General features: G+C 69.3%; 16 protein-coding genes and 1 pseudogene. 3 read left to right on the top strand and 14 right to left on the bottom strand.

Features of this window, described 5'->3' with window-relative positions; genetic code table 11:
* The 8 genes from pgeF to mraZ all read right to left on the bottom strand — a co-directional run.
* The coding region (gene pgeF / locus U9979_RS17055; RefSeq protein ID WP_322780173.1) for a peptidoglycan editing factor PgeF at positions 1-873 on the bottom strand (873 nt) is incomplete at its 3' end.
* A 90-nt stretch (positions 874-963) separates the two neighbouring features.
* Entirely contained in the window at positions 964-2,031 is a 1,068-nt protein-coding gene (mraY, locus tag U9979_RS17060; protein ID WP_322749571.1) for a phospho-N-acetylmuramoyl-pentapeptide-transferase, read from the bottom strand.
* On the bottom strand, positions 2,028-3,473 hold the full coding sequence (locus U9979_RS17065; protein WP_322780174.1) for a UDP-N-acetylmuramoyl-tripeptide--D-alanyl-D-alanine ligase: 1,446 nt from the start codon (positions 3,471-3,473) through the stop codon (positions 2,028-2,030). Before U9979_RS17065 ends, mraY begins: the two co-directional genes overlap by 4 nt.
* Positions 3,470-5,065 (bottom strand): UDP-N-acetylmuramoyl-L-alanyl-D-glutamate--2,6-diaminopimelate ligase, encoded by a 1,596-nt coding sequence (locus tag U9979_RS17070; protein ID WP_322780175.1) that lies wholly within the window; start codon positions 5,063-5,065, stop codon positions 3,470-3,472. Before U9979_RS17070 ends, U9979_RS17065 begins: the two co-directional genes overlap by 4 nt.
* A gap of 42 nt (positions 5,066-5,107) precedes the next feature.
* The gene (locus U9979_RS17075) at positions 5,108-7,330 is read right to left on the bottom strand and encodes a penicillin-binding protein 2 (RefSeq protein ID WP_322780176.1); all 2,223 of its coding nucleotides are present in this window, start codon (positions 7,328-7,330) and stop codon (positions 5,108-5,110) included.
* Positions 7,327-7,947, bottom strand: coding sequence for a hypothetical protein (locus U9979_RS17080; RefSeq protein ID WP_322780177.1), 621 nt, complete (start codon positions 7,945-7,947; stop codon positions 7,327-7,329). The genes U9979_RS17075 and U9979_RS17080 overlap by 4 nt, the downstream gene beginning before the upstream one ends.
* A 50-nt stretch (positions 7,948-7,997) precedes the next feature.
* Positions 7,998-8,942 (bottom strand): 16S rRNA (cytosine(1402)-N(4))-methyltransferase RsmH, encoded by a 945-nt coding sequence (gene rsmH / locus U9979_RS17085; protein WP_322749576.1) that lies wholly within the window; start codon positions 8,940-8,942, stop codon positions 7,998-8,000.
* A 299-nt stretch (positions 8,943-9,241) separates the two neighbouring features.
* Entirely contained in the window at positions 9,242-9,673 is a 432-nt protein-coding gene (mraZ, locus tag U9979_RS17090; protein WP_322749566.1) for a division/cell wall cluster transcriptional repressor MraZ, read from the bottom strand.
* 434 nt (positions 9,674-10,107) lie between these two features.
* Between mraZ and U9979_RS17095 the strand changes: the two genes are divergently transcribed.
* Genes U9979_RS17095 through U9979_RS17105 form a run of 3 tightly spaced genes read left to right on the top strand, consistent with a single transcriptional unit; the run spans position 10,108 to position 15,014 of the window.
* Positions 10,108-11,112, top strand: a complete 1,005-nt coding sequence (locus U9979_RS17095) for a MoxR family ATPase (protein WP_322749575.1) — start codon at positions 10,108-10,110, stop codon at positions 11,110-11,112.
* A 6-nt stretch (positions 11,113-11,118) separates the two neighbouring features.
* Positions 11,119-12,612, top strand: coding sequence for a DUF58 domain-containing protein (locus U9979_RS17100; protein WP_322780178.1), 1,494 nt, complete (start codon positions 11,119-11,121; stop codon positions 12,610-12,612).
* A complete protein-coding gene (locus U9979_RS17105; protein WP_322780179.1) occupies positions 12,609-15,014 on the top strand; it encodes a DUF3488 and transglutaminase-like domain-containing protein in 2,406 nt (801 codons plus the stop codon). The genes U9979_RS17100 and U9979_RS17105 overlap by 4 nt, the downstream gene beginning before the upstream one ends.
* Positions 15,015-15,027: 13 nt before the next feature.
* Here the strand turns inward: U9979_RS17105 and U9979_RS17110 are convergent, their stop codons facing one another.
* From U9979_RS17110 to U9979_RS17135, 6 genes and pseudogenes are all read right to left on the bottom strand, one after another.
* Positions 15,028-15,432, bottom strand: a complete 405-nt coding sequence (locus U9979_RS17110; protein WP_322749563.1) for a DUF3040 domain-containing protein — start codon at positions 15,430-15,432, stop codon at positions 15,028-15,030.
* 123 nt (positions 15,433-15,555) lie between these two features.
* Entirely contained in the window at positions 15,556-16,815 is a 1,260-nt protein-coding gene (dinB, locus tag U9979_RS17115; protein ID WP_322780180.1) for a DNA polymerase IV, read from the bottom strand.
* A 25-nt stretch (positions 16,816-16,840) separates the two neighbouring features.
* Entirely contained in the window at positions 16,841-17,602 is a 762-nt protein-coding gene (locus U9979_RS17120; RefSeq protein ID WP_322749561.1) for a methyltransferase domain-containing protein, read from the bottom strand.
* A 161-nt stretch (positions 17,603-17,763) separates the two neighbouring features.
* Positions 17,764-21,150, bottom strand: a complete 3,387-nt coding sequence (locus tag U9979_RS17125; protein WP_416220241.1) for an error-prone DNA polymerase — start codon at positions 21,148-21,150, stop codon at positions 17,764-17,766.
* Positions 21,098-22,630, bottom strand: coding sequence for a DNA polymerase Y family protein (locus U9979_RS17130; protein ID WP_416220242.1), 1,533 nt, complete (start codon positions 22,628-22,630; stop codon positions 21,098-21,100). The genes U9979_RS17125 and U9979_RS17130 overlap by 53 nt, the downstream gene beginning before the upstream one ends.
* 14 nt (positions 22,631-22,644) lie before the next feature.
* Positions 22,645-22,973 (bottom strand): annotated as a pseudogene (locus U9979_RS17135) (hypothetical protein); the annotation flags it as partial.

The raw sequence follows: 22,973 nt of genomic DNA on the forward strand, positions 1-22,973 counted from the left end.
ATGCACGCACCCCAGCCTCGCTCCTTGATCCACGCCCCTATTGCCGGGCGCTCTTAGGCGGGCCACCGCGGCGAACCGCCCGCACGGGCTCTCGGCCCGGTGGCTGAAAAAGGGAGTGCCCGGACCAGTGCCAAGGCCGGTGACGTGGATCTGGTTTTCCGGTACGCCCGCGGCAACCAGTTGCCCGACGTTCGCGCCGGCCACGTCAAAGGTCGACTTTCCGGCACCGTCGGGCCGCAGCACCGCGTCAGCGCGCCCGCCGAGGGCGGCCCGCACGGCGTCCACAACCTCCGCGCCGACCTGGTAACGGTCCGGGGTGATCGAGGGCCCGACGCCGGCGACCACGTTGCGTGGGTCAGCACCGAGGCGCCGCATGGCCGCCACCGCCGCGGGGGTGACGCCGCCGACGGTCCCGCGCCAGCCGGCGTGCACACACGCGAGCACCCCGGCCACCGGATCATGCAGAACGATCGGGACACAGTCCGCCGCCAGGACAGCCAGCACGAGTCCGGGAACTGTCGTCACAAGCCCGTCGGTCAGCGGGATCGCGTCCGAGGCCGAGCGGGCGCCCCGACCGCGATGCTCGTGGGTCACGACAGCGACATTCGGGCTGTGGGTCTGCGCGCAGAAGACGAAGTCGTCCAGGGTGGCGCCGAGTGCCGCGGCCGTTCGCGCCCGGTTCGCCCGCACGTCGGCATTGTCGTCCCCGACCCGCAGGCTCAGATTGAGCGAGGCGTAGCTGCCGCCGGAAACCCCGCCATCCCGGGTGGTGACAAAAACATCGACCAGCCGCTTGTCAAAGCCCGCCCAACACAGTACCTCCAGGCCGGACGTTGTTCGGCGCAGCCGCGACGTCGCCACGCCTGCGGTCATCTCCCGCGACCTCGCCGGTTCTCGGCTTTCAACGTCCTGTACCGCCCGTCTCCGGGCGGCGCCGGGGGCCGCCCGTTTTGAGGATACACATCAGGAACCGCCGTGCGAGAGGAACTCCGCGTAGAACAGTCCGAGTCCGAACGCCACGGCAAGGCCGGAAACAATCCAGAAACGGATGATTACGGTCGTCTCCGGCCACTCTGCCAGCTCGAAGTGATGATGGATCGGCGCCATGTTGAAAACTCGCCTCCGGGTAGCCTTGAAAAAGGCGACCTGGATGATCACCGACAGCGTCTCGACAACAAAAAGCCCACCGAGGACGAACAGCAACAACTCGGTCCGGCTGACGATCGCGATACTCGCGAAGGCCCCGCCGAGCGCCAGCGAACCGGTGTCACCCATGAATATCTTCGCCGGGCTGGCATTCCACCACAGAAACCCGAAACAGGCGCCCATGGCGGCGGCCGCGACAAGTGCCACGTCCAGCGGGTCGCGGACGAAGTAGCAGCCGTCCACGGCGGCTCCGTGTTGGCAGAGGTTACCGAACTGCCAGAAGGAGATCACCACATAGGCGCCGAACACCATCGCCGAGGTGCCGGCGGCCAGGCCGTCCAGGCCGTCGGTGAGGTTCACCGCGTTCGACGTCGCCGCAATGATTATCCAGGCAAGCAGCGGAAACCCGATCAGGCCGATCGAGAAGTCGGTGTCGCGGACGATCGAAATGAACGTCGACCCGGGCAGCAGGCCGTTGGCGTTCTTGAACCGGACGGCCAGCAGACCGAACGCCAGCGCCACGGCGGCCTGACCGGCGAACTTGGTCCGCGCGGTGAGCCCGAGACTGCGCTGTTTACGGATCTTGATGTAGTCGTCGAGGAAGCCGACCATACCCAGGCCGGTCATGACCAGCAGAACCAGCAGTCCGGACGCGGTGAATCCGTTCATCGTGATGAGATGTGCAACGAAGTAACCGACCAGCGTCGCCAGGATGATGACCGTGCCACCCATCGTGGGGGTACCACGCTTGGTAAGATGACTTGACGGTCCGTCCTCGCGGATCTCCTGTCCGTAACCGCGCCGACGGAACAGCCGGATGACCGACGGCGTGCCCAGCAGCGACACCACCAGGGCCACCAGCGCGGCGACCAGTACGCCTCTCACCCGTGTGCACCCCGCTCGGCGGGCCGTGCGCCGTCCATCGGTTCGGCGCCGGTCAGGTCAGTGCCGGTCAACTCGGTGCCGGTCAACTCAGCGACGACCCGCTCGAGGCCGAACGCGCGGGACGCCTTCACCAGCACCACGTCACCCGGCGCCACCCGCTCCCGCAACAGCCCACCCGCCGCCTCGACGTCGGCGACCCAGACAGACTCTCCTGACCACGAACCCTCCAGTGACGCCCCGAGGTGTATCCGGCGAGCGTGTGCCCCCACCACGACCAGACGCGGCACACCGAGGCGGACCACCAGCCGACCGAGGGCGTCATGCTCGTCGTCCGCGGCCGCGCCCAGCTCCCCCATCCCCCCGAGCACGGCCCAGGCCCGCCGGCCGCGGCTCATCTCGACCAGGGCCTTCAGGGCCGCCCGCATCGACTCCGGGTTGGCGTTGTAAGTGTCGTTGACGACCGTGACACCGTTGCCGGTGACGGTGACCTCCATCCGCCACCGGCTGCGGGCCCGGGACCGGGACAACGCGGCCGCGGCGCGCTCCGGCGAGAGCCCCAGACGGATCGCGACCGCCGCGGCGGCCAGCGCGTTCGCGACGTAGTGCGCACCGACGAGATTCAACGCGACAGGATGGCGTTCACCGGCGGTGAGCAGATCGAACCGTGCACACCCGTTGTCGTCGACGCTGACGCGCCCCGCCCGTACATCGGCCCGCGCGCTCTCGCCGAACGTGATGACCTCGCCGCGGGCCCGGGTCGCCATCGCCGCGACCAGGGGGTCGTCGATGTTCAGGACGGCGGCGGTGGATGCGGCCGCGGCGAGCTCCCCCTTGGCCCGGGCGATACCGGCACGCCCGTCGGCGTACTGACCGACGTGCGCCGACCCGACGTTCAGGACGACGCCGATCTCGGGCCGGGCCAGTTCGCACAGTGCGGCGACATGGCCGAGGCCGCGGGCGCCCATCTCCAGCGCGACGAACCTGGTGGTGGGCTCCAGGCTCAGCAGGGTCAACGGCAGGCCGATCTCGTTGTTGAACGAACCGGGCGCGGCGACCGTGGGCCCGAGTTCACCCAGCAGATCGGCGAGAAGGTCCTTGGTGGTGGTCTTGCCCGACGATCCGGTCACGGCGACCACCGTTGCCGACGAGCGGTCGCGCACCTCGGCGGCGAGCGCGGCGAGCGCGACCGTGGGGTCGGTGACCACGACCGCCGGTACGCCGACCGGCCGTGCCGCCAGCACCGCGGTGGCGCCGGCCCGGACCGCGTCCGCGGCGAAGTCGTGGCCGTCGACCCTGGCACCGACCACGGCGACGAACAACGCGCCGGGACCGACCTGGCGTGAGTCGACCACAACGCCGGTGATCGGTGCGGCCGGGTCGGGCACGGCATCGAGCCGACCACCGACGACGGCCGCGACGTCGCGCAGGCAGAGCGCTATCACCTGTGGACGCCCCTCCCGCCGGGGCTCTGTCGCGATCCCGTGCCGGCATCGGCGCCGCTGCCGGCAGCGGCAAGCGCGGCCCGCAGCACGTCCCGATCGTCGAAGGGCGTCACCGTGCCATCACGCTCCTGTCCGGTCTCGTGTCCTTTGCCGGCCACGACGACCGCGTCCGCGGACCCGGCCAGGCTCACCGCGAGACGGATCGCCGCGGCCCGGTCGACCTCCACCAGTACCTCGCCACGGGCGCCGGCGGGCACTGTCGTCGCACCGGCACACATCTGAGCAATGATCACTTCCGGGTCCTCCGACCGGGGATTGTCACTGGTGAAGATCGTGACGTCGGCGCCGCTGACCGCAGCCGCTCCCATCAGCGGGCGCTTGCCACGATCACGGTCGCCACCACAGCCAAGGACAATGATCACGCGTCCGCCGACCAGCGGTCGCACGGTTGCCAGCAGCGTCTCCACCGCGTCCGGGGTGTGGGCGTAGTCGACGAGACCGACGAACGGCTGGCCGGCGTCGATTCGCTCCATCCTGCCCGGGACGCCGGGCAGGCTCGCGAGCCCGGCGGCGGCGGTGTCGGCCCCCACCCCGGTGGCGACGAGCAGCGCCAGCGCCACCAGGGCGTTGCTGACGTTGAAGGCACCGGGCAGCGCAATGCGCACCTCGACGTCCACGCCATCTGGACCGTGCGCACGGAACGTGCTTCCCGCTGGACCGCCGCTGACGTCGATCGCGCGCCACCGGGCGTCGGCATTGCGACCACAGGTCACCGCAGCCGGGACACCGGCCGCGAGCCTGCGCCCCCAGGAGGTGTCGGTGTCGATGACGGACACCCCGGTCCGTCCGGGAGCGAACAGTGCGGCCTTTGTCGCGAAGTAAGCCTCCATGGACGGGTGGAAGTCAAGATGGTCCTGGCTGAGGTTGGTGAAGGCCGCACCCGCGAACCGGATCCCACCGACCCGGTGCAGGGCGATGGCGTGGCTGGAGACCTCCATCGCCGCCGCCGTCACGCCGTGTTCAACCATGACCGCGAGCAGCCCCTGCAGGTCGGTCGCCTCCGGGGTGGTGCGCACCGACGGGACCGCGGCCCCGGCCACCAGCGTCGATACGGTGCCGAGCAACCCGGTCGTGTGGCCGGCGGCACGCAGCCCCGCCTCCAGCAGGTATGCCACGGTTGTCTTGCCGTTGGTTCCGGTGACGCCCAGCAGCGTCAGGGACCGGGACGGATCGCCGTAGACCCAGGACGCGACCGTTCCCAGCGCCGCACGCGGGTCGGCGCAGACGAGCACGGGTACCCGCGCGCTCCCGGCCGCAAGCCCGGCGATGCGGTCGGCACCGGCCGGGTCGGTGAGCACAGCCGCGGCACCGGCCGCGAGTGCCTGCTCGACGAAGGCGGCACCGTGCACCCGGGCACCCGGCAGCGCCGCGTAGAGGTCGCCGGGCCGCACAGCGCGCGAGTCGTGGGTGATGCCGCGGACGAACACCCCCTCGGGCGGGCCACCGGCCAGCACGAGATCGGCGCATCGGGACGTCAGGTCGGTGAGTGCCCGCGCCGACGGGGCAACCGGACGCAACACCGGTGAGGTCACGTCGACGACCCTAGTATCCAGCCGTCCCAGGCCCGCGACCGGTCAACGCCTGGCATCACGGTCGAGGACGAACCTGGGTGCCGTCGTGCCAGGCGGGGGCACTGCGAGCGTCGCCAGAGCGAAGGTCATCACCTTCTGGAACACCGGCGCGGCGACCGTCCCGCCGAAATGGCCGTCCCGGGGGTTGTCGAGCACCACCTCGACGACCACCCTGGGCTGGTCTGCTGGCGCGAAGCCCACGAACGAGGCGACATAGCCGTTGTAGTGCCCGGCCGGGCCGGGCCGCTGGGCTGTTCCGGTCTTGCCCGCCACACGGTAACCGTTGATAGCCGCCAGCGGTGCGGTCCCCGAGTCGGTGGCCACCGCTTCCAACATCTGCGCGACGGTCGTGGCGGTACTCGCGCTGATCACCCGGGTGCCGGGGTCCCGGGGCATGGTGTGCACGACCCCGTCCGGTGAGGTGGTGCTGTCCACCAGGCGGGGCGAGACCCGGACCCCGCCGTTGGCGACCGTCGCGTAGACCGACGCCATCTGGAGCGCGGTCGCGGACATTCCCTGTCCGTAGGGGATCGTGGCCGCCTGTTGGGGGTCCCAGGCCGACGACGCCTTGAGGATGCCCGCGCTCTCGCCCGGGAACCGCAGGCCCGTCCTGGACCCGAGCCCGAAGGCGCGCAGCGCGGTCTCCAGGTTGGCCGAACCGAGCCTGCTCGCAATCTGGATCGTCCCGAGATTGCTGGACCGGGCCAACACCCCGGCCGCGGTGAGGTGCTCGACGCCGTGCACTTCCGCGTCGGTGAAGGTCTGGCCCGCGATGCGCATGCTCGACGGCACGGTCACCGGCGTCTCCGGCGTGATCAGACCGCGGTCTATCGCCGCGGCCATAGTGATCACCTTGTTGACGCTGCCGGGCTCGTAGGCGTCCTGGGTGGCACGGTTCTTCAGTGCCGAGGGATCAGCGCTGCCGAGCTTGTTCGGGTCGTAGTCAGGCGCATCGGCCATCGCCAGGATGTCTCCGCTGCCCGGGACCATGACCACGACGGTTCCGCCGTCAGCCTGGGTAGCGCGCACCGCTTCGGCGAGCGCCGCCTGCGCGGCCCACTGGATGTCGCGGTCAAGGGTGAGCCGCACGCTCGAACCCGGCACCGGATCGGACTCCCGGCTTGCCGCGGACGGGATGGGCCGACCCGCCGGATCCATCTCGACGCGGCGCGACCCGTCGATCCCACGCAGCACCCGGTCATATGCACCTTCGATGCCGCCTCCGCCCGTGAGGACGTCATTGTCACCAACCGTGGTGAAGCCCACGATATTGGATGCGAGGGAGCCGGCCGGGTAGAGCCGACGACGCTCCTCCAGGACACCGACGCCAGCCAGCTGGAGTCTGGTCACCGCCGTACCCACCGCCGGGTCGAGCCCACGGGCGAGGTAGACGAAGCGTCCACTGCTCTTGAGCCTGGCCAGCAGGGTGTCCGCGGGCACCGCCAGGATGGGCGCGAGCACATTCGCGACGGCACGAGGGTCGGTGACGTTATGCGGGTCCGCATACACCGAGCGCGCGTCGACGTCCCGCGCCAGAATCGCGCCACCGCGATCGGTGATGACACCACGGGCCGCGGGCAGTGCCGCGGTGTGCAGCCGCCCCTGCTCGGCGCGGGTGGCGTAGACGGACGCCTGGAACGCCTGCAGCTGGGTCAGACGGCCGGCGAGCACGATCAACAGCGAACAGAGGATGACGACCGCGGTCCGCAGCCGTCGGCGCGGGTTACCCAGCCGCATCGGCGGGCGGGCTGGGCGGGCCGGGCGGGTCCGCGGTCGTGGCCGGCGAGCTCCGGCGTCGCGGGCCCGAAGCGGACGCGCGCCCGACGTACGCACCCGGTTGCCGCCCCCCCGGGGAGCCGGGCGGTCAGGGCGGCCGGGGCGCGCATCCCACCCACGGCCCGGCCGGCTACCGGCCGGGCGATAGCCGGCCGGGCGATAGCCGGCCGGGTCATAGCCGGCCGGGTCATAGCCGGCCGGGTCATAGCCGGCCGGGTCATAGCCGGCCGGGTCATATGCATAGCCGGAACCGTCGTCCCACCCGGACCCGTCGTCCTGGTCACCGTCCGAATCGCGATGGCGGTAGCCGTCGGGATCGGCGTAGCCGTCAGTGAAGCCGGTCTCCTCGCCCTGCGCCCACTGGTCGTCGGCCACCCGCTGGCCACGGTCGGAAACCAGCCGTAGTCGCGATCGACCGCGCCAGGACGACGGGTTGAGGGTTGAGGTCACCGGCCACTTCCGGCGGGCCTGGCGCCCACCGGGACACCTCCGACCGCACCCGCGCCGGCGACCGGCGCTCGCCCGCTGGGCACCAGGATGGTGACCACGCCGGATGACGGATCCGTGTCGATCACACGGGCGCCCGGTGGTAGCACGGTTCCGGGCGGCAGGTAGGCGGGAATACCGCCATAGGCCATCCCGAGATCGGTCGCCCTGGCGGCGAGGTTCGCCGGGTCGGACAGCCGGTCGAGGCGCAGCGAGAGCGTCTGCTCCTCGTCGGACAGCACCGCCGAGGACTTCTGCAGCTTGTGGACCAGGAACGCGTTCTGCGCGAGCGCCGTGTTGATCAGCAACAGGCACATCAGACCGGCACCCATGAGCAGCAGTAACAGGGTCACGAACGGTGCGCGCGGCGTGTGTCCGCGAGGTGTCGGTCGGGTGACCGCAAGGGGTGATGGCGCCGACGCCCAGCGTGGTGGGTGTGAGCGCCGCAACGGACGGTCAGGAGCAGGCGCGACTCCGACCCGGCCGCCCAGGGAGGGAATAGGGATAGCGGTGTCGCCGAATGCCGTGGCCGAGGAGGCCCGGACGCTGGCACGCGCCGACGCGCGGCCGACGTCCACCACCGGGCGCGTCCTGGGCCTGCGCCGGCGCGGCAGCGGGGGTGCGGGGGCGGTCATGCCGCGCCACGGCTGGTCCGCTCGACCCCGCGCAGCTTCGCCGCGGCGGCTCTCGGATTGGCCGCGACCTCGTCCGGCGACGGCACCTCGCCGCCGCGGGTGAGCCACCGCATCGTCGGGACGGCTTCCGGGGGGATCACCGGCAGGTCGGGCGGCAGATCGAGCCGCACCCGGGCCGCCAGCGCCCGCTTGACCATGCGGTCCTCCAGCGAATGGTAGGCAAGCACGACCAGCCTCCCCCCAACGGCGAGCGCGTCGAGGGCCGCAGGCAGGGCCTGCGCGAGCGCCGCGAGCTCACCGTTGACCTCGATCCTCAATGCCTGGAACGTGCGCTTTGCCGGATTTCCGCCGGTACGGCGGGTCGCCGCCGGAATGGCCCGCCGAACAAGATCGACAAGTCGGGCTGAGGATGTGAACGGTTCGCGGGCACGCTCAGCGACCACGGCTGAGGCAATCCGCCGGGCAAACCGTTCCTCTCCGTAGTCACGCAGGACCCGAGCAAGTTCGTCGACACCGTAGGTGTTGAGGACATCCGCCGCGGTAGAACCCCTGGTCGGGTCCATTCGCATGTCCAGTGGGGCGTCCCGGGAATAGCTGAATCCCCGCTCGTCGGAGTCGAGCTGCAGTGAGGACACGCCGAGGTCGAACAACACGCCGTGCACCTGTGTGAGGCCGAGTGTGTCAAGAACCGCCGGCAACTGGTCGTACACCGCGTGTACAAGAGTGACCCGGTCGCCTTCGGCCGCAAGCCGGGCGCGGCTTTCTCCCAGCGCCTGCGGGTCACGGTCAAGACCGACCAGGTGAACATCGGGACAGGTGGCGAGTAACGCGCTCGCATGACCCGCGAGTCCCACGGTGGCATCGACCACCACCGCCCCGGGTGCACCCAACGCCGGTGCCAGCAGGGCGACAACGCGGTCGGAGAGGACCGGGGTGTGTATGGCGTCCACCTCGACCTCCTCGAACTGTTCGTGGACCTCGCGGCGGGCGTTTCGCCACGACAATGGCAAGCCGCGACGGGTGAAGGTGTGAAGAACAAAGATGTAAATCACACATCTGTTGGACGACTAGCCTGGTCCCGGGTTGTCCACATCACATCCCGTTCCCGAAAGTGCGGCATGTGCCCAGGTCCCGCCCCGCTCGCATCACCGGACACCGGGGAAGTGACGTCCGGTGCAGAGCGGGGGGAGACCTCGGCGCACGCCGGCGCCCCGTCCTCAGGTGTCTCCACCTCTAGCCTCTAGATGACGCCGGGCAACACCTCCTCGGAAAGCGCCGCGAAGGTCTCCTCCTGGCCGGCGAGATAGGTGTCCCAACGGGAGGCGTCCCAGATCTCCACCCGGGTGTTCGCACCGTTCACCACGCAGTCGCGGGTCAGCTCCGCGTAGGCCCGGAGCGCGGGCGGGATGGTGATCCTGCCCTGCCGGTCGGGAACGTCGTCCGACGCGGAGGAAAAGAAGACACGGCTGTAATCCCGCAGCGCCTTTGCTGTAACTGGCGCGGTCCGCAGCGAGTCGCTGATCCGGGTGAACTCAACCATGGGGAACACGTAGAGGCATCGCTCCTGCCCCTTGGTAATCACAAGCCCCCCTTCCAGCTCCTCACGAAACTTCGCCGGCAGCGTGAGCCGGCCTTTGTCGTCGAGCCGTGGCGTGTGGCTGCCGAGGAACATCGGCGCCCTCCTCGCCCGTACCCGGGAGGTTCAGGGCCATCCAGTCCCGCTCTGGTTGGCCTGCGAGTGCGCCTGTCCCCCACTGCGCGCCACTGTACCCCACTCTCCCCCACCGGGAAGCCCTCCGACACTCCGGACACACCCCTCGAAGCCCACAACCACCGAGGCATATGGATCATCGATGCGACGTCAATGTGTCCTTTGACCAAACATGACAAAAACGCCTGCGAGTAACAGTCGTGGCAGCTACGATCCAATGCCGCCGCGAATCAGTACGCTTTCCGGACATCGGTGGGCAGATGATTCTCGACGCGTGAAGGCCATCGCCCGCCTTGGTGTCACACTCGTGGAGGGTCCGCCGGGCCCACCGTGCCGATCTGACGACGGCTGACCTGAGGACGGAGGCTGACGTGACGGTGACGGAGCCCGGCGTCATGCACTGGCGCGAGCCGGGGACCGAGCTGCACCACCTGGCGGATGTCGCGACGCGCGTGACTCAGGCCGTCGGGACCGTCATCGACGGTAAGCCCGAGGTGATCAGGATCTCACTGATCGTCCTGCTCGCCGGCGGCCACCTGCTGATCGAGGACGTACCCGGCGTGGGAAAGACGATGCTCGCCAAGGCCCTCGCGCGCTCCATCGACGCTCGGGTCCGCCGCATCCAGTTCACACCGGACCTGCTACCCAGCGACGTCACCGGGGTGAGCGTCTACAACCAGGACACCAGGGACTTCGAGTTCCGCCCCGGGCCGGTGTTCGCCAACATCGTCGTCGGCGACGAGATCAACCGGGCTGCCCCCAAGGCACAGTCGGCACTCCTGGAATGCATGGAGGAACACCAGGTCACCATCGACGGTGTCACCTATCACCTGGAGCCACCGTTCATGGTCATAGCGACCCAGAACCCGATCGAGATGGAAGGCACCCATCCACTACCGGAAGCGCAGCGCGATCGTTTCGCCGCGCGGGTGTCGATGGGCTACCCATCGCCCGAGGCCGAGCTAGCCATGATCGACAGCCACGGGACCACCGAACCCCTGGACGGGATCAGTCCCGCCACCGACGCAGGCGAGATCGCCAAGCTGATTTCCCTGGTGCGCGCCATCCATGTGTCCGATGACGTACGCCGCTACATCGTCGACCTCGTGGCCGCCACCCGCCGGCATCCCGAACTCGCCCTGGGCGCATCCCCCCGTGCGACCCTGCACCTCGTGCGGACCGCCCGGGCCCGGGCCGCCCTTGACGGCCGCGCCTTCGTCCTACCCGACGACGTCCAGGCCATGGCGGCGCCGGTGCTCGCACACCGGCTGCTGGTGAACCCCGACATCGCGATGTCGAGCACGTCCATGACCGACATCACCTCCCGGATCATTGCGGACATCGTCGCGCGTGTCCCCATCCCACGCCATGGGGCACGTCCGCCGCACCGCGGCCGTTGAATTCCCGTGCTCGACTTTCTGGCGGCGATACGCGGGCTGACCATCCGCGGGCTCTGCTTCGTGGCCACCGGACTGGCCTGCTGCGCACTGGCCGCCACGGTCGGCGAGGAGGACCTGCTCCGCGTCGGCGTTCTGCTAGTGGCGCTGCCGGTGTGCGCGGCGGCGTTCGTGTGCAAGACCCGCTACCGGCTCGCGTGCCACCGCCTTCTCATGCCCGCCCGGGTGGCCGTGGGCGGTGCCGTGTCGGTCGGCATCCGGATCGACAACATGAGTGGACGTCCCTCCTCGGTCCTGCTGGTCGATGACGAGGTTCCAGACCCTCTCGGCTTCCGGGCCCGGTTCGTGCTCGACCGGGTGGAGGCGGGTGGCGCCCGGTACTTCACCTACCAGCTTCGTCCCCAGCTGCGCGGCCGCCACGTGATCGGTCCGATGGCGATCCGGATCACGGATCCCTTCGGGCTCTGCGAGCTCGCGCGCACGTTCCGCAGCCGCGACGAGCTGATCGTGACCCCGCCGGTGGAGGTCCTGCCCCGGACCCGTCCCGGCGGTAATGGCACGATCAACACCCACCGTCACCGGCATGTGTCGACTGCTGGTGCGGACGACTTCTCCACCCGTGCGTATCAGCCCGGCGACGACCTTCGGCGGGTTCACTGGCGGACCAGCGCCCGCACCGGCGCCCTGATGGTGCGCCAGGAAGAGGGCTTCCGCCCGAGCAGCGCGACCCTGTTCCTCGACACCCGCTCCGATGCCTGGGCCGATCGGGGCCCCGTGTCCCCGTTCGAATGGGCGGTCGGCGCGGCCGCCTCGATCGCAGTACACCTGACCGCGACGGGCCAGACGGTCCGGCTGCTGTGCGGCAACGCCACGACCCCGGCCGCGGCCAGGGGATCGCGCAACCCGACCACGCTGCTGGACACGCTCGCGGTCGTGGACACGACCGACACTGTTTCGATCCACGGCGCGCGCAGCCGTCTGCAGGCCGCTGACAACGCGATGGTGGTCGCGATCATCGGGCAGACCGATCCGGCGCAGGCCGCTGTCCTGGCCCGGGCACGCCCACGCGACGCCACCGCGATCGCTGTGCTGGTCGACGTGGCGACCTGGGGCGCGGACGCCTCAGCCGGCGGGAAGGAAACCCTGCAGGCGCACCGGGCGATCTTCCAGCGTCACGGCTGGACAGTGATCATCGCGTCCTACGGCGACAAGCTCGCCGCGTTGTGGCCGGGAACGGCTGGAAAAGAACCGACCCCGGATGGCGCGACGGCCACGACGGAGCACCGGCCCGGACCCGTACCGGTGCCGGTCTCGGTGCCGGTGCCGGTGCCGGTGCCGGTGCCGGTGCCGGTCGGCATGGTTCATGACGACCTGCGCACACCGGCGTCAACCACCGGTGGGCCTGAGGTGGGCCCGGGCGCAGGTGGTGGTCCGGCGCCGGGACCGACGGTGGAACCGACCCACGCGCTGTCCACGAACACACAGGCCGGAGTGGCCCGGTGACTTCCCAGCCCCGACTCTCCTCTGCCATCGGTGGCGCCCTGGCGTCGCTGCTCTGCGCATCCGCGCTCACGCCGTTGTTCGAAGGCTTCTGGTGGTGGTTCGGTCCCGTGATCGTGGCCACCGCGGTAGCTGTGGCCACGGCCGCGTTGGCGCGGGCGCTCCGGCTGGCCATCCCGGTGGCACTCGTGCTCGGGCTGCTGGGGCTCGTGATATTGGTTACGGCGCTGTATGCGCGCGATACCGCCGTCGCCGGTCTGGTCCCGACGGGACGGACGGTGGATGCGCTGCGCACCCTGGTCACGGCCGGTCGCGACGACGTGGCCAGGCTTGCCGCACCGGTGCCGCAACGACCGGGCCTGGTGATACTCACCGTTACCGGCGTCTACGTCGTCGCGACGATCGTCGATCTCCTGGTGGTGACGATCCGACGCCCGACACTCGCGGGACTTCCGCTGCTGGCGTTGTTCATGCTGCCCGCCGCCGTGCTGCCACGCGGTGTCGGAGTAGCGCCGTTCCTGCTCGGCACGGCAGGATTTCTGCTGCTGCTCGCGATGGACAGGCGGCAGACGCTCGAACGCTGGGGAAAGTCGATCACCCGATCGGAGCGGCCGTCACTACCGAACAGCGCAGCCAGCCTTGCCGCCGGCATCGCCCTGTGCGCGGTGGTGTGCACCCTGGCGGTCCCGGCCCTGTTGCCGTCCTTCGACGGGGTGGGACCATTGGCCCGCCAGCAGGGTGTTCCCCGCTACACGGTCGGCCCGGGTTCGGCGATCGTGGTGCCGCCATTCGTCTCGATGTCGCAGCAACTGCATGCCAGCGAGCCCACGAGCCTGCTGTCGGTGCGCACGGCCACTCCCCGCTACCTGCGGCTGACCGCGCTGGAACAGTTCGACGGGCAGCGGTTCACTCTCCGCTCACTGCACGCGACCAGCGATGCGAAAATCAGCGACGGCCTTCCCACGGTGGCCCGCAACACCCGCGCCACAACGGTGTCAGCAACAATCAACGTGTCGACGGTCCTGACGGAACGCTACCTTCCCCTGCCTGGGACCCCGACCAGGATCGACGGTCTTGCTCCGGACCACGACTGGCGACTGTCCGCCGACACCGGCACGGTCTTCAGTACCCGGGCCACTACCGCCGGCGCACACTTCCAGGTGGAAGCGTCCATCCCCGACCCGCTTCCAAGCCAGCTCGCGGCCTCACCGCGGACGGTCCCGGCAGATCTGAAGATTGACACGGAGATTCCGCCCAGTACCGACCCGCGGGTCGGGAAACTCGCCCGTGACATAACAGCGACCCGCACGAACAGCTACCAGCAGGCCGTCGCGATCCAGAACTACCTGCACGACACCAACTTCATCTATGACCTCAACGGCGCTCCCACGACCCAGGACGGGGCTCTGACCGAGTTCCTGTTCACGAGCAGACGTGGCTACTGCGAGCAGTTCGCCTCCGCGATGACCGTGCTGCTGCGAGCTCTCGGCATCCCGGCCCGGGTTGTGATCGGCTTCGTCCCGGGGACCCGACAGTCTGACGGCAGCTATCTGATCACCAACAAGGATGCGCACGCCTGGCCGGAAGCGTGGTTCGCCTCGATCGGGTGGGTTTCCTTCGAGCCCACTCCTCGTGCGGACGGTACCATTACCCCGGCGTACGCTTTGTCCCCCGACGCGACCGGGCCCGGTGCGAACTCCTCGGCCGCACCGTCGCGCAACGCCGCCACGCCGACTCCGGCGACGGGGCCGCATCCTGGTGCCAGCCGGGATGGCGCACCCATCGCGGAGCCAAATGCTTCCGAAAAAACACATTCCGTAAGCATTTCACTATCTACGATCATCCGGTGGGGTGCGCGGGCTCTGCTCGGGACCGGCATCGTCGTGGTGCTGCTGCTTCCGGCCATGGTGCGGATCGCGCGCCGCCGCCGCCGTGTCGCCGTCGCGATGACAGGCGGTCACCCCGATCGCGACGGGTCAACGGCCGTGGATGTCCGGGTGCACGCGGTCTGGGCCGAACTCACGGACCTCACGGCCGATCTTGGATTGCCGCTGCGCTCGAACGAGTCGCCGCGGGCCGTCGCAATGCGCCTGGCCGACCACATCGCCGCGAGCGCCGAGGTCGCGGCACCCGACGCCGAGACGGCACGGGCTGCGTTGTTCCAGATCGCCGAGGCGGAGGAGCTGGCCTGCTACGGACCGCCCACGCTGGCCCGGTCCGGCACGTCCGACGCAGGGATCGGACGTAACCTGCAGCTGGTCGGGCAGCTGCTGCGGACGGCGGCCCCGCGCAGCGACCGAGCGCGCGCGCTGGTCGCCCCACGCTCGGTGGTCGGTGGGCTGGGTGGATTCGGCCGATTCGGCCGATTCGGCCGACGGAGACGACCCAGCCGTCAGTCAACCTGACCATCACCGACCGTCACTGGCCGTCCCTGTCCTCCCATCGACGGCGCCAGCGTTCCTCAAGGCGCGCAGTGATCGAAGCACGGGGCTGGCGCCGTGAAACCGACGGATGACGACCGCCCGACTCGCCACCGCGACCACCGATCCGGCGAAGATCGGCAGCGCCCCGCGACGCCGCGAACAACATCAAACCGAAGCCGAGCACACCGAAGACCACTATCAGCGGCGTCCGGTTGAGTACGACTCCGACGACCAGGACGACCAATCCGAGCACGAACACGAGAACGCTGTGACGAACCCTGCGTAGCAGGTAGGTACGGGGGTTCGTCGAGCGGACCGTGCTCGCGAACTTCGGATCGTCCTCGACGAGCGCGCGCTCAATCTGATCCAGCAGGCGCTGCTCGTTTTCCGAGAGCGGCATCGACGCTCCTCCCACGACCGGCAGGTCCGGCAGACGGAACCTGACACCCAAGAATAGGCACGAGCGGGCGGGCGCGGTAGGCAACCAACCATGCCGAGACAGACCGATCGGTTCGTCCTGCCCTCAGTCCTCCCCCTGCCCATCCCGGGTGACACCGGGAAGCCCATCCCGGGTGACACCGGGAGATGTCATCAGCGACGCCGGCCGGATCGTGTCCGCACCGAAGCGGCTACGCGCACGGTCAGCGGCATGCTCGGCATCCCGTCGCCCGAAGCGGCGCTCACCCAACACGAGCTGATGAGTCAGGTCCCCGGCCGCGACGAGATTCTCAACCCGCACGCCGACCAGACGTACCGCGACCGGTCGAGCGGCAATGGCCTCAGCGCGAAGCCCGTCGAACAGTTCACATGCAGTGCGATAGATCGTCTGTGCGACATCGGTCGCTTCAGGCAGCGTCCGCGCCCGGGTAACGGTGCTGAAGTCAGCATAGCGGACCTTGAGCGAGATAGTGCGGGCTCCGTAGCTGCGGCCCCGCAGCCGGGCGCCGATCCGCTCAGACAGGCGCAACAGCTCCCGGACGATGCCGGCTCGATCCGCGGTGTCGACCGGGAAGGTCACTTCGGCCCCGATGCTGCGATCGACCGCGGGTGGACTGACCACCCGGTCGTCACGGCCGTGGGCGAGCGCGGACAGCTGCGTTCCCACAGCCCGGCCGAGCACAGCCCGCAGGGTGGCGAGCGGAGTGTCGGCGATGTCACCGATGGTACGCAGACCCAGACGCCGCAGGGTTGCCTCAGTACGTTCCCCGACTCCCCACAGCGCGGTGGTGGGCAGTGGATGCAGGAAAGCAAGCACGCCATGATCGGGAACCACCAGCAACCCGTCCGGCTTGCACCGCGCGGACGCAATCTTGGCGATGAACATCGACGGCGCCACCCCGACCGAACAGGTCAGCCCTTGCTCGGAGGCAACCCTGGCCCGGATGGCCGCCGCCACGCAAGCCGGCGGTCCAAAATGCCGCCGAGCGCCCGTGACGTCGAGAAACGCCTCGTCAAGGGACAGCGGCTGGACCATCGGCGTGACGTCATGAAAGATCTCCATGACCGCTGTCGACGCCGCACGGTAAGCGTCGTGGTTGGCGGGCACCACCACCGCCGCCGGGCACAGTCGACGCGCCTGGGCCATGGGCATGGCGCTTCGCACGCCGTAGCGACGGGCCTCATAGGTTGCGGACAGCACCACCCCCCGCGCGCCGCCACCGACGATCACGGGACAGCCCCGCAGGCGTGGTGCGGCCCGCACCTCGACCGAGGCGAAGAATGCGTCCATGTCGACGTGCAGGACACAGCTGCCCTCATCGTCAGGCAGCCCGTCAGTGCTCACCGTGACCGCATTCAGCTGCCTGCTGTCAGCCGGCGTTGCGGTGAGCGAGGACGTGCAACTGAGTGGCAAGATCGCGAAACGGCCGACGGGACGACGCGGCGATCTCCAGGCGCAGCAACCGCTCGGCGGCGGACGGGTCGCCGTCCACCAACGCTCCGGGTACCAGGTCTGCGAACACCCGTACACCGTGGATCGCGATCACATCGGCACCGGCATCGCGCACCATGCCGGCGAGAGCACGCGCATCGAAACGGTGCGCAGAGTCGGATGTTCCGCACCGCCCGCCGGGATCGGCAAGCGCGTACTGCGCCTCCGCGAACCTGCCCGCGAGCGCGCGGGCGAGCACGACCGCGTCCCGGTTGGCCGCGACGATGCTGAGCAGCCCGCCCGGACGCAGGACCAACGCTGCGGCCGCAAGGGCACGGGCGGGTTCATCCACGACTTCCAGCACGGTGTGACACAGCAGTACGTCGCAGGATGCTGCACCGACGATCCCCGGGAGAGTACAAAGATCACCCTGACGTGCCGCCACCAGATGCGTGACCCCGCGTTCAGCTGCCCGCCGGTCGAGGGACGCGAGTGAGTCAGGGCTCGGATCAACCACTGTCACCCGGTGGCCCTGCTCGGCCAGTGGTACCGCGAACCCACCGCTCCCGCCGCCGGCGTCCACGATCGTGAGCGAGGTGTTCCCGGGCGGAGTGATGACAGCCAGCGCATCCCGCAGACCCTGCCAGACCACGGCTTGGCGAAGATCTTCCCAGCTGACTGGACGACTTCCGACAACCATGCCGTACCTCCGGTTGGGCGATGCCCGTTCGGGACTTCCCGACGTCTCATGCGGCAGGGTAGCCGCGGGCCGCCATCCTCCCGTCGTCACCTGCCGGCGAACCTCACGCAACGCCCCCGTCGTCGGCAGCCACGAGCGACCGGCACGAGGGACGCGGCGAGTCACCGGAAATCCCGCGACCTAAAGCCCAAAGGCAATGCGATCGTGGTTCTTCTCGCATCGCCGGCGGCCGAAGTCCCCGGATCGTTCGTGGGGATCGCCAGCGCCAAGCGATCCAAACGCTCGGCGATGACGTTCACCACATCCTCGGCCTTCTCCAGCCGTCCCCGTACCATCAGCGCCGGCGCGGTCCTGGCCACCCGGCGGTAGCGCACCCAGGCGCCATGGGAACAGATGATGTTCACCATTCCGGTCTCGTCCTCCAGGTTGAGAAATATCGTGCCACCAGCGGTCTCCGGTCGTTGTCTGTGTGTCACCACACCGGCGACGAGAACCCGGGTGCCCGCCTCCGCCGCACGCACCAACACTGCGGACAGGACGCCCAGCGCGTCCAGACGATCACGGATGAACTGCGTGGGATAGCTGTCCGGCGTGATCCCGGTCGCCCACAGATCGGCCATCGCCCGCTCAAGCCCGTTCATACCCGGCAAAAAGGGTGCGACCGTCGCCACAGCCGTACCGATCTCAGTGCCCTCAAGCCGATCCGGACGGGCCTGCGCAACTGCCCCGGCGGCCCACAGCGCCTCACGTCGAGCCAGCCCGAAGCAGTCGAACGCTCCGGCTGTGGCCAACGCCTCCACCTGAGCGGCGCTGATCCCGCTCCGGCGAACCACGTCGGACATGCTGACGAACGGACCTCCGGCGCGGCGCTCGGTGATGATGTGTTTGGTTGTTGTGGATTGAATTTGTTGGATTTTGGTAAGGTTCAGCCGAACCGCCGGCTGGTCCACGACCAGCCGCAGGTCGCCTACAGGCCCGCCGCTGTCGCGGGCACTCACCGCCCCACCCTGAGCGGACGTTCCTTCCAGCGTAGCCCCGGCCAGCGACAGGTTGACGTCGGGACCGTGGATCACGACCCCATGGCGACGGGCGTCCGCGACCAGGCTCTGCGGCGAGTAGAACCCCATCGGCTGCGCGTTCAACAGCGCCGCGCAGAAGGCCGCAGGATAGTAGAGCTTCACCCATGAACTGGCGTAGACGAGGAAGGCGAAACTTACCGAATGGCTTTCCGGGAATCCGAAGTCGGCAAATGCGGCGATCTTGTCGTAGATATCCTCCGCGGTCCGGCCGGTAACACCGTTCGCAGCCATACCTTCATACATCCTGGCCCGGAGGCGTTCGATGCGTTCCGACGCTCTTTTCGACCCCATCGCCCGCCGCAACTGGTCGGCCTCGGCCGGCGAGAAGCCGGCGATATCGATCGCCATCTGCATGAGCTGTTCCTGAAAAATCGGTATACCGAGAGTCTTCGCCAGGCAGCGGCGCAGCAGCGGATGCGGATAGGTGATCTCCTCGGCGCCGTTACGGCGGCGGATGTAGGGATGGACCGCGCCGCCCTGGATCGGACCAGGCCGAATCAGCGCGACCTCGACCACGAGATCGTAGAAACGACGTGGGCGCAGCCGCGGCAACGTCGCCATCTGGGCCCGGCTCTCGACCTGGAAAACCCCGACGGAATCGGCCGCGCAGAGCATGTCGTAGACCGCGGGATCCTCCGGTGGGATCGATGTGAGGTCGAGTGCCCGGCCGTGATGATCACGAATGAGATCGAACACGCCGTGCAGCATGGACAACATACCGAGACCCAACAGGTCGAACTTGACCAGCCCGGCCGCCGCACAGTCGTCCTTGTCCCACTGGATGACCGTTCGCCCGGGCATTCGAGCCCACTCCACGGGCACGACCTCGGCCACCGGACGATCACAGATGACCATTCCGCCGGAATGGATACCCAGGTGCCGGGGGAAACCCAGGAGCTGCCTGGTCAGATTCATGACCTCCACCGGAATTTCATGATCATAAGATGATTCCAGTGAAGACCGCGGTGAACCGTTTCGTTCCGGCAGTGACCCCCAACGATCAAGCTGCTTCGACCAAGCGTCCTGCTGTCCCTGAGAGTAGCCCAACGCGCGGGCGACGTCGCGGACGGCCGACCGCGGGCGGTAGCTGATGACGTTCGCGACCTGGGCAGCCCGATCCCGGCCGTAACGCTGGAAGACATACTGGATGACTTCCTCCCGACGGCCGGATTCGATGTCGATGTCGATGTCGATGTCGATGTCCGGCGGACCGTCCCGCTCCGGCGCGAGGAAACGCTCGAACAGCAGGCCGAACGACACCGCGTCCACATTGGTGATACCCAGCGCGTAGCAGACCGCGGAGTTCGCCGCCGAGCCCCGCCCCTGGCACAGGATGTTGTTGTCCCGGCAGAAGACAACGATATTGTGGACAATCAGGAAGTAACCGGGAAAGCCCAGGGATTCAATCAGGTCAAGCTCGTGGTCGAGCTGCGCATAGGCACCAGCGACCCGTTCCCGGTGGCGCGGGCCGTACCGGCGCGCGGCTCCGTCCTCGGTGAGTGCCCGAAGCCGGACCGCCTCGCTCTCCCCCGCAGCCAGCGGAAAGTCCGGCAGCCTGGGTGCGATCAGCGTCAGATCGAAAGCGAGTTCCGCGCCGAGTTGGGCCGCCTGTCGCACCGCTCCGGGAAATCGCGCGAAACGTACCGCCATCTCCGCCGGAGACCTCAGGTGAGCCCCAGCCGCGGCCGGCAGCCAGCCGTCCAGGTCATCAAGGCTGCACCGAGCCCGCACAGCCGCCAGCGCCGCCGCCAGCCGGGATCCGGCCGGGGTTGCGTAATGCACGTTGTTCGTGGCGACGAGCCTGCACCCGTACGCCGTGGCGATGCTCGCGAGCGCGTCGTTGCGGTCGCCGTCATGCGGATTATCATGATCCCACAGTTCGACGGCTACGTTGTCCCGGCCGAACAACGCCGTCAGCGTGTCCAACGCACCCCGAGCCGCCTGCGGGCCGGCCGAGACCAGCGCGCGGGGGACACTGCCCTTGCGGCATCCGGTGAGCACCTGCCAGTGCCCGCCTGCCCAGGCCGCGAGAGCCTCGAGCTCGACGGCCAGCCGGCCTTTCCCGCCCCCGGCCAGATGCGCGTCCGATACCGCCCGGCACAGCCTCCGGTACCCCTCGGGACCACGCGCCAGGACGAGCAGATGCTCCCCCGCCGGGTCCGCGGTACCGTCGCGCGGCGCTCCCGGCCCAAGGGATATCTCGGCACCGAACAAGGTCGGCAGACCCGCCGCGGCTGCCGCCTCGGCGAAGCGAACCACTCCGTACATCCCGTTGTGATCGGTGATGGCAAGCCCGGAAAGCCCGAGCCGCACCGCCTCCGTGACCAGATCCTCCGGCTGACTGGCGCCATCGAGGAAGCTGAACGCCGAATAACAGTGCAACTCCGCGTAGGGGGTCCCGCCGGCTGAGGTCCTGTCAGTCATAGGTGGCCTCAACCCACCAACGGCTGTTCTCCAGAGCAAGTAGATGAGCGGAACCGTCGGCGACCGTGACCTGGAAACGCGCCCGGCGTCGCGCTGCCGGGTCCCACCAACGCTCGTCGGCGGGCCATGGTCCGGCCCATGCGGTCACCCGTACCTGCGGCCTGCCGTCAACCGCCAGCCAGGCGGGTGCCGCGGTCACGACGCAACGTCCGCTCACCCCGACCGCAGCGCCGGCGTCGTCCACGACCACGGCCGGTACCGGCCGGGACGGAACAGTAGCCGGCGCCGGTGCGGGAAGCCGCCCAGGCCATGGCAGGTCAACACCGGCTGGAGCGCGAGGTTCTCCCCACGGCACCAACCGGACCCGCTCCGCGGGACCGCGGCCACCGCCGAGCACGGCGGTGACCACCGCGTCCGGACCGAGCATGCCCTGAACCCGGCTGACGGCTCGCGCCACCCGGTCGGCCCCGACCCCGGCTTCCCCCCACAGCCCGAGCTGGCGGCCGTCTGCGCGGACGAGCTGGTCGGGAACGATGCGGATCAGGACGATACCGGCACTCGGCGCGACCCCGCCGGTCGCCTCGGCACAACCGACGCCTCCCGACAGCCATCCTTCAAGCTGCCAGCGCACCCGTTCGGCGATGGCAACGGCGGACAGCGGACCGTCATGCCGCCAGACACGCCGCGTCCACTCGCCGTGTTCGGTCTGCGCCTCAACGACTATCCGCGTGCAGGCGAGACCTGCCGTCACGAGCCGGTCATGCACCTGTTCGGCGAGTCTCCTGGCCGCGAAGACCACGAACTCGACCCGGTCAGCGGGTGGGTCGACTTCCGTACTGACGGCAAGATCGGGTGGCATATGACATGGAGCAAGCGGACGGTGGTCCTGCCCCCGGGCAAGCCGGTGGGCGAACGCTCCGTCCGGCCCGAAGCGGGCGATGACGTCGTCGGGAGGCAGCGCGGCAAAATGACCAAGGGTCGGCAGACCCAGCCGACGCAGGAGGTCCGCGAGTTCTGGGCGCCTGAGCGTCTCGACGGGCAACGAAGCGAGAAAATCCCGGCTTGCGTCCGGTTTGACAATCACATTCCGGTGGGCGGCGAGCACGGCGACGAACGGCCCGTCCGCGACACCTACCCCGCATGCGAGGCCACCAGCCCCGGACACCGCGCCATGCACGGCACGGGCCACGGCCGCGTCTCCACCGAAGTAACGCGTGGCCCCGCCGGATGCGACCACACACTCGCCCGGACGGACCACCTCAACCCCGGGTACCACGGACTCGACCGCGGCGATGACCGGCTCGAACACACGGGCATCCCTGCCGGGGTCGTCAGGCAGAACCACCAGGCTCGGACACCGGGCCTGGGCCTCCCGGCGACGCAGACCCGGGCGCACCCCGAACGACCGGGCCGCCTGTGTACAGGCCAGAACCTGGTTAGCCGCCACCACCACGGCGGGGACGTCAGCCGCGACCCCGGCCGCGACAAGCGGCCAGTCCGGGCAGCAGACGGCCAGTACGCGCATCTTCGGTGCCGATGTCACGCGGCTCCTTCCGAAACCACATCCGCCGAACGCCGCGGCACCCCGATCAGCGTCTGATGTTCGTCGGCTATCCGACGCCCGGCGGAGACAGGAACACGAACGGGAGCAGGAATGACCGGCTCCATCGCCGGCAGCAGCAGATGAGCCTGGCAAGGACGGTCCGCGCCACGACGTCCCCACGCATGCACCAGAACGCGGGACACCCGCAGAGACCCGTGCCCCTGCCCCAGGCCTTCCCACCTCATGTCAGTCACGGAAAGCCGAATGTCGGCTCCCTCCCATTCCCCCGCTACGACGAGCAGGGCGCCCCGCTCTCTAGCCCTGT

It is taken from the genome of Protofrankia sp. Cas4 (genome assembly GCF_963555915.1).
GTDB lineage: Bacteria > Actinomycetota > Actinomycetes > Frankiales > Frankiaceae > Protofrankia.